This window comes from Bacillus cereus group sp. MYBK5-2, assembly GCF_051915685.1.
GTDB classification, from domain to species: Bacteria; Bacillota; Bacilli; order Bacillales; family Bacillaceae_G; genus Bacillus_A; species Bacillus_A cereus.
Genome location: NZ_JBQAFE010000008.1, coordinates 26,310 through 38,410 on the forward strand (window position 1 = coordinate 26,310; position 12,101 = coordinate 38,410).

Consider the following 12,101-nt stretch of genomic DNA (forward strand, 5'->3'; position numbering starts at 1 on the left):
CACCTACCAGCTTGTCTATTATTATTGTTATGAATATGTATGGTTAGCTTGTCCTATGAAAATAATAGTTCGTCTTTTTTTCTGTCTTGCATACATATAATGCAAGGGGGGATATGATGAGAGAATTTCAATTTGGTAATACAAAAGTTATTATTCATTCACCACTTGCATCGATGGAAAAAGAAGAACAAAAAGAATGGTTCCAACAAGAATGGGAAAAGAAAAATCCAATTTTAAAGTCTATAGTTGAGGCGGCAGTCAGCTGTCAAGAAGATGAAAAATAAAAGAAGAGCATCCTCTTTCCTTAAGAGGTATGCTCTTCTTTTTTGCATTAAATTATTCATTAACATAAATAATTGTTTTTTATTGTGAATAGCCTTTTTAGTTTTGTAAAAAATAATCTTGATTATTTTTATGGAAAGTAGGTGAAGCTTGAGGTAGATTAACCCCTTTTTCTAAAGTTTCTAATAAGTAATATCCAAGTGCTTTATCTTGTTGGATCAAGTTATGCAATAGGGTGCTTGCGCGAGCAATTCTATATTTAGTTTCATCTTGGGTTAAGGATGAATTATCTATTGTAATGAGGTGAAGTTCATCTTGTAGTTTTTGTAGTAAGGAAAGATGAATGGTATCTGTTTTTCCTGTTTCAAGATTACTTAAATAAGCTGGTGATACGCCAAGCTGTTTTGCAAAAGTGTTTAATCCAATGCCTTTTTGAGTACGAAGTGTACGAATGTGTTTACCGAGTTCATGTATCATAAGACTAACCTCCACGGATTTATTGAAAGGAATACATAAAATGAATAAGCAAAAGAAAATTACAATTACATCAGTAAGTTATGTTCATGATCCAGAATCAGCTCAAAAATGGTTTGAAGCGTATATCGAGATTGTTGAAAAAGAATTAGTTAAAGCAATTAATAAGGACTAGTCGCCATTTTTGATACATATAGTGTAAATAGAACATCATGAGAGGAGGTCCGGAATTGAAGACCGTTGCATATTATAGAAGTTCAATTGATTCTCAGGAAAACTCAATCGAAATGCAACAAAATTCAGTTCTTACTCGCTCCATTGATATGGCATTGATTATCGATGAAGAATATATTGATGAAGCGGTATCAGCCCGAAAAGTCAGTTTAAAAAAGCGCCCAGCCCTACAAAAATTACTACAAGATATCAACAATAACGATGTCGGAACCTTATTCTTATTTAAGCGAGATCGACTAGCTCGAAATGTGATGGAGTATTATGAAATTTATCAAATACTAAGAAACAAGAAAATAAATGTTATTTTAACTGCACCGAATGAGCCACCAGTGTACTACACACCAATTGGTGAATATCTTGAATTAATTATGGCGGGTATGGCCCAACGTGAAGGCGAACAAATTATTGAACGTTTAAAGCAAACATTAAAGTCAAATTTCCAAAGTGGTAAAAACCCAGGACGTCTTCCGTATGGTTTCAAATGGAATAAAGAAACGAAAGAAATTGAATTGGTTGATGAACAAGTACAAATTGTTAAAAGGATTTATCAAGAACTTGTATCGGGAAAATATGAATCCTTGAAAGAACTTTGTAGTGTATTAGGCTGGAAGGAAAACGGTAAGTCTTGGACTTCGGCTGATATAAGAAAAATTGCATTAAACCCGACATATATTGGATTGCGTACTATGAATATTTTTGGTGAAGATGTTACTAGTAAATATGAAAGACTTTCCATTATTGATAAGAATACATGGGAAAAAGCATGTAGTATTGTCACTGTTTTATCTCCCAAAAAGACTCATCAAGATTATGTATTCGAACAAGTTTTATTTCCATTGCAAGACTTACTAATTTGTTCGAAATGTAATGAATCATTACAAAAAGTAAAGGCTAAAAGAAAAGAAAATTTAAAATATAAATGTTTAAACCATTTTTCAGTTTACGTTTTTAAGAGTACAATCGAACCATTAGTCTTTGAACGTTGCAAAGAATATTTTCGTAGCTTACTCACTTCTCATTTTCATGAATTATTTGATCGATATGAACAGAATGTTAAGAAGCAAGTAAAACAGAAAATACAAACCATTGAAGAGAAAATCCAGCTTATGAATGAAAAGTTAATTACAAAAGTAGATACGTGGTATCACGAAACTGATGCACCTTATAAGGAACAGAAAGAAATCGAAATTATGGCGCTGTATGATGAGTTGGCAAAATATAAAAAACAAAAAGAACAGGTAATACAGGAATTAAGTGATGCAAAGCAATTACGTGAAAAGATAAGTAATTATCAATCCTCTATGTCGTTGTCCTATGACGAGATAAAGGAGAATCGACAGTTAGGTTCCTTTTTTCAAGATTTAATACAACAAGTTAAAACCGACGGAAAGAGCTGCGAAATTGTTTTTAAACATCCATTCTTACGTACTCAAGAGGTGTTAACATCATGAAGCTTTCTCATATATTACACCCAAATATGAAGGCTGCTTTTTATGGCCGTCATTCTACGGATAAACAAGATATGGATATGCAATTGAATTCCGTTATGGAAGTGATTCGTAAGTATGATTGTATTCATACTCATTCTTTTCTTGATAAGGCTGTTTCCGCTCGTAAAAATAAAATTACAAGTAGGAAAGAACTTGAAAATATGTTCGAAGCGGCAAAAAGAAAAGAATTTGATTTTGTCATTGTTTATAAAAGTGATCGTTTGGCCAGAGATCCTCTTGAACATCAAACGATACGTATTGTCATGAAGACACTAGATATTCCCATCATTATTAGTTCAACCGAAAGTGTGTACAATACTGATATAGACTTGATTGTGCAACTTATGGAAGATGGTTTTACTAAATATGAAGTTGACACCATTATCGCCCGAACTCAATCAGGTCTAGAAAACAAGGCAAAACAAGGGAAATGGCTTGGTGGTAAGCCGCCATTTGGTTACACATATGATAAGAATAGTGAGCAATTTATTGAACACACCGAAGAGCTTTGCTATGTAAAAGAAATCTTCAATTTATATGTCAATGGTCATGGGTTTCAGTATATTGCTAATACACTCCCTAACGGTTCCCGCCGCGGAAAAGATTGGGGGAAAGAGAATGTAAAGGCGATTGTACTTAATCCTTTTTATTGTGGATTATTATCATGGCGCCGACAAACAGGTGGAAAGCAAAATGCAAGAGATATTTGGATTGAAGCACCAAACCACTATGTGAAGCCAATCATTTCACGGACGACATGGGAATCATGTTGGCGTATTTATTCAGAAAAACGTAATGGCAACATGGTTCCTAAACATTACAAAACAAGTTTTTTGCTACAAGGGTTGCTTTTTTGTGAAAAGTGCCAGGAACTAATGAAAACAAAGAATCAACAGACAGTAAGTTCTACAAATAAACAGTATGGAGGGAAAATTTATTTTTGCACTAAGTGCAAATTAAGAATAGATGCAGACCTCCTTCATGATAAAGTGGTGAATCAAACACTTACTGATGTGAAAATAAGTGGATTTCACAATGTATATCATGCAATAGAAGAAAAAATTCAGTATGAGATACAAGAATTGAATAACAATATTCAAAAGCATCAGCGTCTCTTTGAAACCTACACCATCAACCTTCACAATATTACAGAAGAGCTCAAGCAGCGTATGAAAAATAACGATGATAAACGTTTTTTGAAGTCCTTAGCGATTTATCGCTTGGATGTACAGCGAAAGCTAGATGGAGTGACACAACAAATCAATGGCTTTAAACAGCAAATCACGCTCAAAGAAAAAGTCGAGAAAAGCAAAGAAACATGGGTACATATTTTGAATGAAGTATTTCAAGATGATGTCAAGTTTCAAGAAATAAGCGATATGCATAAAAGACGATTTTTATTACCTCTCATTCAATCTGTATCCATTAAAGAAAATAAAAAGCATAACGAATATGATATTTCATTACAGTTACGAACAGATTTTTCAAAGCGTGATGTAAAAAATCAAATCAGCTTGATTTTGTAAAACAGCTATCGGGATGGATGGCTGTTTTTTACTATCTACAGTATCGGTTTTTAGGTTGAACTGCAGATTGAAATCTGTACTTTACTCGGTGATTAGGTGGATATGGTATACCACATATCCCTAATCACCGAGTTTGATGTTCTTAAGAAAGAGCCTGTATCTTAAAGTTAAAGGGTTTGTCTTTGTTTATTATTATGGACAGTGATTTAGAGAAATAAACATACTCGGTGATTAGATAAAAGTAAATTATAATCCATCCTATTTGTCTCGGTAATAGGGTAGGATGAAAATTCGGAAAAAATTTACTTTTAAGTGAGGGGATAAATAAAAATCATATATAATTGTAATAAAGAGAATTATGTAAAAATTATCCGGGGGTGTTTTTTTATGTCAACGAAATTTTCAGCGGGAGAGCAAGCGATTGGGTATCTTTATCAGGTACGCTATGCTTTGTATTTACTTTTAGAGGATAAAAATATTGATAAAGATGTAGCTATAGAACAGCTAGATGACGTACATTTTGAAAGTAATGGAAGTCCTGAAGAATTAATTCAATTAAAACATCATATTTCCAAAAAGGCCTCTTTAACAGACGGATGCACAGACTTTTGGAAAACTATTCGAGTTTGGAGTGAACAAATTAGAAAAAAAGAAATTATACTTGATGATTTAATTTTAACATTAATATCTACATCTACTGCTCCCGATAAATCTATTGCTTCATACTTAAGGGGGGATAACAATAGAAATCCAGAAACTGCTCTAAAGAGAATGCTTGCCTTTATAGATAGATCTAGAAGTGAAACTAATAAAGTGAATTTTGGGGCCTTTAAAAATTTAAGTGAAGAGGAACAAAAAAAATTAGTAACCTCCATATTAATTATTGATAATACCTCAAACATCTTAACAGTATCGGAATTAACCAAACAAAAACTAAAGATAGTTGTTAGAAGGCCTAACCTTAATGCATTATATGAAAGGTTGGAAGGTTGGTGGTTTAATAGAGTAATTGTTCATTTAGTTAGTAAATCAACTGAATTAATATCAGGAATTGAAGTCCAAGATGTGGTAAATGACATTAGAGATCAATTGGGTATTGAATCTTTGCCAATAGATTATAGAACTGAAACTCCATCTAATATTGATATATCTAAAGATCAACGGTTATTTATCGAACAATTGAGAATCATTTCTTTAAGTAGCAAAAGGATTGAGCATGCTGTAAGGGATTATTATAGAGCATACCTTCAAAGATCCAGATGGATAAGAGACGAGTTGTTATTTGTTGGAGAATTACAAAGATATGAAGATCAGTTATTAGAGGAATGGGAAAGATACTTTGAAATGATTAATGAGGATGAAATGGAAGATTCGGAAATTTCTGTGAGAAAAAGAGGGAAGGAGCTTTATAATAAGATTCAGGATTTACAAATACACATTAGAAAAAATTGTATAGAGCCTTATGTAATGAGAGGAAGTTATCATATGCTTGCTAATAAGAACGATTTATGCTTGGGATGGCATCCGCAATTTGTCGCTAGGATTAAAGAGGTAGTATCGACATATGAGAAGGTGAGTTCATGAATTCATGGAATCAGAGGCCTACTGAAGTGGGGAATTTGTTAAATCCAGCTTTTTTAGGGAGAATCATAAGAAGTTTTGTACAAGCTTACTATAATGAAAAGAAAGAAGCAGTCCCTTACGAACTTCTATTTATTTTTTTACCTCTAGTGTTACAAAAGTATTATAGAGATATGCTTCCAACTACAACTAAAACACAAATGCATATTTGGCTTCAAAATAATCCAGAATTAAAATTAGATTTTGCAAACAAAAATCGAGACTTAATTCCATATGTTAGAGAAACATTAATATTTCTTGTTCAGCGAAATATGTTAAATATAACTTCAGAAGGGCAATTTCAATTGGGGCATAAAGGCTTAAAAAGAAAAAAAGTTGTAAATACTCCTGAAGTTAAGGAGTGTATGAATAAAGCTAAAGTTGTAGGTAAATGGTTTGCTAAAACAGGTTCCACTACAACAATTTTTGCAATTTGGGGGATAAGACCATGAAGATGCAAATAAAAGAAATAATATTATATAATCACGAGGGGAAAAAGAGAATTTTAGAATTTGAATTAGGCAAAGTCAATATTATAACTGGGAAATCAGGTACTGGAAAATCAGCTATCATTGAAATCATTGATTACTGTTTAGGACGGTCAGAATTTAATATTCCGGATGGGATTATTAGAAAAACTGTTAGATGGTATGCCCTAAAACTACAGATTAATGAAAATCAATTATTTATAGCTAAACCTTCCCCTGGAATAGCCGGAAACACTCAAAGTCAAGTTTACTTTGAAATAGCGAACCACATTGAAATTCCAGAAATGTCTACGTTAATTCCTAATACAAATGATGATGGTATAAATGATTATTTAACTAGACAGATAGGAATATCACCTAATTTACATAGTCCCGCCGAAAATACTACTAGAGACGCATTAGAAGCAAATTTTAGACACTCGAAATTTTATCTTTTTCAAAAGCAGAGTATTGTTGCTAATGAGCAATTACTATTTCATAGACAATCAGAACCATTTATACCACAAGCGATAAAAGATACATTACCTTATTTTCTAGGTGTGGTTAGAGAAGATCACTTAAGGATAGAAAATATATTAAAAGTGGAAAAACGAGAATTAAAATTATTAAAGAAAAAATTAAAAGAAGCGGAGTTAATTAGTGGAGATGGAATTTCAAAGGCTAAAGGATTATTAGGGGAAGCTCAAGAATTGGGCTTAATAAATGACTATGTAGAGTCTAAAAGCCTTTCTGATTGTATCAACACTTTAAAGAGTGTAGAAAAATTCAGTCCAGATAATGCTTTTATTAATAATGATTTACTATCTGAATTATATGAGAAAAGAAAGAAAACAATTAAAGTTATTAAAAGTCTTAATGATAAAATCCATAGTGCAAAAGTATTGTCTTTAGAGATCAATGGTTATTCCAATGAAATTATAGAGCAAAAGTCGCGTCTTGAATCGATTGGATTATTTGAAGAAAATGATAATCCACATACATGTCCTTTGTGTTTATCTGAATTAGTTAATGAACAACCTACTATAGAATCAATGAATAATTCTTTACATCAATTAGATTTAAGTTTAAGTACAGTAAACAAAGAAAAACCGTATCTTGATAATTATTTAACTCGCATTGAACAAGAGTTAAGCGATGCTAAATTAAGTTTAAGACAATTAAATGTGGAAATTGAGATGTTAAATAATCAACAGGAAGAAATTGAAGAATTAAATGACTTTAATTATACAGCCGCAAAAGCTGTAGGAAGAATTAGTTTGTTTTTAGAAAGTGTAAGCGAAATCGAAGAAAATTCTGATCTTATAGAGGAAATCCAGAAAAAGAAGAAAAAGATATTTGATTTAGAAAGAAAAATAAATAAGGAAGATATAGAAGAAAATTTAGCTTCTATCTTAAATGTTATTGGTCGAGAAATGTCAAAATGGGCTGAAAAACTTCAGTTAGAACACGCCGAATATCCATATAGATTAGATGTTAAAAAGTTAACTGTAGTTGCAGATAGTGAGGATCGCCCGATACCGATGAATAGAATGGGAAGTGGTGCAAATTGGTTGGGGTGTCACTTGATAACTTTGTTAGCTTTACATAAATTTTTTATTAAAAAAGAACGGCCAGTTCCTAATTTTATTGTTCTTGATCAACCGACTCAAGTATATTTTCCGCCAGAAAAATACTCAAAGTTAGAAGGGAAAATAAATGAAATTTCTGATGAGGATAGAATTGCTGTAAAAAGAATGTTTGACTTTTTATTTGATATTTGCAATGAATTAGATTCAGAAATGCAAATTATTGTAACGGATCATGCAAATATTTTGGATGAAGGATTTCAAGAGGCTTTAATAGAAAAACCTTGGCGTAATGGAATAGCATTAATTCCAGAGAAATGGATTAATCAACAGAGTAGTTGAGTACATCCTTGCTAATTAAACCAGTACAACCGCCATAGTACACTTATGTCAGCCTATAAAAATATTAAAGATGATAATTTCAGATATTATATTTTAAAGCAAAAAGCAGACGTATTTCATGCGATGAAAAGCTTTTTTAGAGAAGAATCAGGTGAGAAAATGGCATAACCTCCTTTAAAGAGGTTCTTTTTTTGTAAACTTTTTATTTTTTCAGTTGACAATGATAATGAAAATCATTATCATTTATTCGAGAAATGATTACATTTCGAATTATATATTTCGGAGGAGATGTAAAGTTGAAACAAAATAAAAGAAAACGTATAAATGCAATGATTATAGCGGCGGCGTTATCACTTCCGTTTGCTGTGTATTCAACATCTGCTTTAGCGGCAGTAGCAATTGAGGCGAATAAAACTGGACAAGGTTTAGAAGATGGTACATATGACGCTGTTATTAAAGCGTATAAAGATAAAACGAATGAAGAGTCTATGGCAGCTGTTTATATAAAGGATCCGAAATTAACAATTGAGAATGGAAAGAAAATTGTAACAGCAACATTAAGTGATAGTGATTTCTTTCAATACTTGAAAACAGAGGATATTCATACTCCAGGTGTGTTTCATGATGTGAAAGTAATATCAGAAGACAAAAAGAAAAATGGAACGAAAGTGATTCAGTTTGAAGTAGGGGAATTAGGAAAAAGGTATAATATGCGAATGCATATTTATATTCCAACAATGGCCTATGACAATAAGTACCAAGTACAGTTTGAAGTAAATACATTGAATTTAGATAAAGATGTTCCAGAAGCACAAAAGGAAAATAAAGAGGATAAAGTGGATCAACAAGATGCGAATGTAATAGTAGATAAGCAATTACAAAGGCATATTAATAAATATAACTTGAATAGAGAGAATCTAGATACTCCAATAACTAAGGAAGATTTATTAAAAGTTAAATCCTTAATAGTCGTTGAAGCTAAAAGTAAAGGAATAAAAGACGTAAGTGGTCTAGAATATATGACGAACTTAGAAAACTTAACGTTGGAAGAAGTTAAGTTAAAAAATATAAAATTTATCTCGGACTTGAGACAATTGAAATCATTAAGTATAACCTATGGTGAACTTGAAGATATTGGGCCTTTGGCTAAGTTAGAGCATATTGAGTTTTTAACTTTGAGAAACAATAAAATCTCAGATTTAAGCCCATTAAGCCAAATGAAGAAGATTAAAATGCTAGATTTAAATAGTAATTATATAAAAGATATTAAACCATTATTTACAGTGAAGTCTTTAAGGACTTTGACTGTAGCAAATAATCAAATTAGTAATGCAGGTCTTGAAGGAGTTCACCAATTAAAGAATTTAAAGACATTTGAAATAAGCAATAATGGATTGAGTAATGTTGAACATATTAATGGAATGAATAAATTAATTGAATTAGGGCTTTCCAAAAATGAATTAGTAGATCTTACGCCATTATCAAAATTGTCAGGGTTACAGAAATTAAATCTAGAAGAAAACTATATTTCAGATATAAAGCCACTTAGTCAATTAACAGGTTTATATGATTTAAAACTAGGTTCAAATGAAATTCGTGATGTTAGACCAGTTCAAGAATTAGGAAGAAGAATGTATATCGATATTCAAAGACAAAAAATTTTTTTAGATGATGTAGAAAAAGATAAGGAAGTTAAAATACCTATTTATAATTTACAAGGAGAGCCACTTGATACTATTCAATTGAAAAGTGAAGATGGGGTCGTTAATAATGGTTCTGTTAAATGGGGGACTACTGGTGAAAAAACATACGAATTTACGTTGGATATAAAGCCAGAAGAGAATCGTATTAAGTTTAATGGAACAGTAATTCAAAATGTTGTTGAAAGATTAGACGAAATCAAGGAAACAATAAAAGAGGATAATGAACAAAAGGAAAATGTAATTCTCGATAAAACTTTACAACAACATATTAATAAAGAGAATTTAGGTAGAGAGAATGTAAACGCTCCTATCACAAAAGAAGATTTATTACAGATTAAAAAACTAGAGATACTTAAAGAAAAAGGAAATGAGATAAAAAATATAACAGGTTTAGAGTACATGACGAACTTAGAAAACCTCACTTTAGAAGGAGTAGGTTTGAAGAATATCGAATTTATCTCGAACTTAGAAAAGTTGAACGATGTGAATGTATCTCATAATCAAATTGAAGATATAACACCACTATCTTCATTAAAAAATCTACAGTGGTTAAATCTTGCGGACAATCATATTAAAGATGTATCGGTTCTTGGTTCCATGCTAGATTTACTTAGCTTAAAATTATCTGGAAATGAGATTCGTGATGTAAGGCCGTTAATACAATTAGGTCAGTGGGGAACAATTGATGTTAGAAGGCAAAAAGTCATTTTGGATGATGCAGAAATAAATAAAGAAGTGATAATTCCTGTATATGATTTAGAAGGAGAGCCAATTGAAAAGATTACACTAAAGAGTGAAGGTGGAACACTTACTGATGAGGGAATTATTTGGAGTACTCTAGGGGAAAAAATATATGAATTTGATTTAGATGCAGATCATTATGAGACTGGTATATTATATAGTGGCATTGTCATGCAGAATATAGTAGAAAAATTAATACCGAAAGAAGAAGTAAAAGAGCCAACAAAAGAAGTTGAAGAAGAGAAAGAAGAAGTAAAAGAGCCAACAAAAGAAGTTGAAGAAGAGAAAGAAGAAGTAAAAGAGCCAACAACAGGAGTTGAAGGATCGAAAGCGAAGGTAAAAGAAACAGGAAAAGAAATTGAAGGTTCAAAAGACGCGGTAAATCAATCAGCAGTAGTCCAAGAACAAAACTTGAATAATCAAGTTGTGAAAGAAAATAAACCAGCTGTTAATAAGCAAGAAGAAAGTAAGAAAGCATTAGGAGCAACAGGTGGACAAGAGAATACATCAATATTACTTTCAGGCATAGCGTTAGTTCTTTCAGCGATGAGTATGCTTGTATTTAGAAAGAGATTATTTAAGAAATAAAAAACGTTTTATCTTATTATAACGTAAGATGATTATATGAGTTTTTGAGAAGACATTATCATGGCGATTTCATTTTGAAATATGCTTATGGTGATGTCTTTTTTAGAAGGAGATAAATGGAAAAGGTGTGAATATATTAGAGAAGGAGGAGAGATTATGTATGTTAGTTCAATTTCAAAAGTTGAAGACGTAGCATCATTTATTGCGAATATGAATAAAGATGCTATTCATCATGTTGGTTATTGCGGAGATGAGAAAAAGGAGGTGTTACATACGATTCTTCATGATTTTTCTGATATAGGCTGGGAGAAATCTTTCGTTGTTACTTATGAGGACAATAAAATAATTGGCGTATTAGGGTTTGATGTGGATGAAGTAAAGAGATGTGCAGAAATTTGGGGGCCGTTTATTAAAGCAGAGAATTGGGAAGAAGTTGCTTTACATATGTGGAAGGAACTTATAGAAAAGGGGCCTTTTCATATTGAAAAATTTTATGGTTTTTATCATGTAGAAAATAATAATTGTGCCCGTTTAATGAAGAATTTATATGCAAAAGAACAAGATCAACATAGTATTTTCAGTTTAAGTCATAATATTGTGGAAGAACGTAGTATATGCAATGTAGAAGAGGCTTTACCAAAAGTATTCGAGCAGTTTATCTCTTTACACAATCATACTTTTCCTAATGCATATTATCAAGGAAATGAAATTATCGAACATTTAAGTGATACGAATAAATTATTTGTAAGTATGAAGAATGGTAAATTAGAGGGTTACGTATATGTTGAAGTAAATCCGGAGTTTCAAGAAGCGAATATCGAATTTATTGCAACCGCTGAAAATAGTAGAAGAAAAGGTGTCGGAGAGCGGATATTGCAAGGGGCAATTCAGTATATTTTCTCTTTCCAAGGGATGAGAGAGATAGTACTATGTTTGAATACGAATAATGATCATGCGATGAAATTGTACAAGAAAGTAGGTTTTGAGGAAAAAGCATGTTTACAACACTATATAATAGAGTGAAAAACCCATTCATATGAATGGGTTT

The 12,101-nt window shown here is 31.6% G+C and carries 10 protein-coding genes and 1 pseudogene; 10 read left to right on the forward strand and 1 reads right to left on the reverse strand.

Going from position 1 to position 12,101, the window contains the following annotated elements:
• Positions 1-116 precede the first annotated feature (116 nt).
• Positions 117-284, forward strand: coding sequence for a hypothetical protein (locus tag ACTFP3_RS22875; protein ID WP_180228086.1), 168 nt, complete (start codon positions 117-119; stop codon positions 282-284).
• Positions 285-381: 97 nt separating this feature from the next.
• Here the strand turns inward: ACTFP3_RS22875 and ACTFP3_RS22880 are convergent, their stop codons facing one another.
• Positions 382-759, reverse strand: coding sequence for a helix-turn-helix domain-containing protein (locus ACTFP3_RS22880; protein WP_440011357.1), 378 nt, complete (start codon positions 757-759; stop codon positions 382-384).
• Between the two features lie 40 nt (positions 760-799).
• Here ACTFP3_RS22880 and ACTFP3_RS22885 point away from each other — a divergent pair, with 40 nt between their 5' ends.
• The 9 genes and pseudogenes from ACTFP3_RS22885 (at position 800) to ACTFP3_RS22925 (ending at position 12,076) form a co-directional block, all read left to right on the forward strand.
• Positions 800-931 carry a hypothetical protein gene (locus tag ACTFP3_RS22885; RefSeq protein WP_016128640.1) on the forward strand — a complete coding sequence of 44 codons (132 nt, stop codon included), beginning with the start codon at positions 800-802 and terminating at the stop codon, positions 929-931.
• A gap of 55 nt (positions 932-986) precedes the next feature.
• Positions 987-2,441 carry a recombinase family protein gene (locus ACTFP3_RS22890; RefSeq protein WP_440011358.1) on the forward strand — a complete coding sequence of 485 codons (1,455 nt, stop codon included), beginning with the start codon at positions 987-989 and terminating at the stop codon, positions 2,439-2,441.
• Positions 2,438-4,006, forward strand: coding sequence for a recombinase family protein (locus tag ACTFP3_RS22895; RefSeq protein WP_440011360.1), 1,569 nt, complete (start codon positions 2,438-2,440; stop codon positions 4,004-4,006). The genes ACTFP3_RS22890 and ACTFP3_RS22895 overlap by 4 nt, the downstream gene beginning before the upstream one ends.
• 387 nt (positions 4,007-4,393) lie before the next feature.
• A complete protein-coding gene (locus ACTFP3_RS22900; protein WP_440011361.1) occupies positions 4,394-5,590 on the forward strand; it encodes an ABC-three component system protein in 1,197 nt (398 codons plus the stop codon).
• Between the two features lie 35 nt (positions 5,591-5,625).
• Positions 5,626-6,078 (forward strand): three component ABC system middle component, encoded by a 453-nt coding sequence (locus ACTFP3_RS22905; protein WP_431087319.1) that lies wholly within the window; start codon positions 5,626-5,628, stop codon positions 6,076-6,078.
• Positions 6,075-8,021, forward strand: a complete 1,947-nt coding sequence (locus tag ACTFP3_RS22910) for a DUF3732 domain-containing protein (protein WP_440011363.1) — start codon at positions 6,075-6,077, stop codon at positions 8,019-8,021. Before ACTFP3_RS22905 ends, ACTFP3_RS22910 begins: the two co-directional genes overlap by 4 nt.
• 15 nt (positions 8,022-8,036) lie before the next feature.
• Positions 8,037-8,189: pseudogene (locus tag ACTFP3_RS22915) on the forward strand (sporulation protein YhbH); the annotation flags it as partial.
• 128 nt (positions 8,190-8,317) lie between these two features.
• Positions 8,318-11,053, forward strand: a complete 2,736-nt coding sequence (locus ACTFP3_RS22920; protein WP_440011365.1) for a leucine-rich repeat domain-containing protein — start codon at positions 8,318-8,320, stop codon at positions 11,051-11,053.
• Positions 11,054-11,209: 156 nt separating this feature from the next.
• Positions 11,210-12,076: a GNAT family N-acetyltransferase gene (locus ACTFP3_RS22925; RefSeq protein ID WP_440011367.1), complete on the forward strand. Its 867-nt coding sequence runs from the start codon at positions 11,210-11,212 to the stop codon at positions 12,074-12,076.
• Positions 12,077-12,101: the final 25 nt, after the last annotated feature.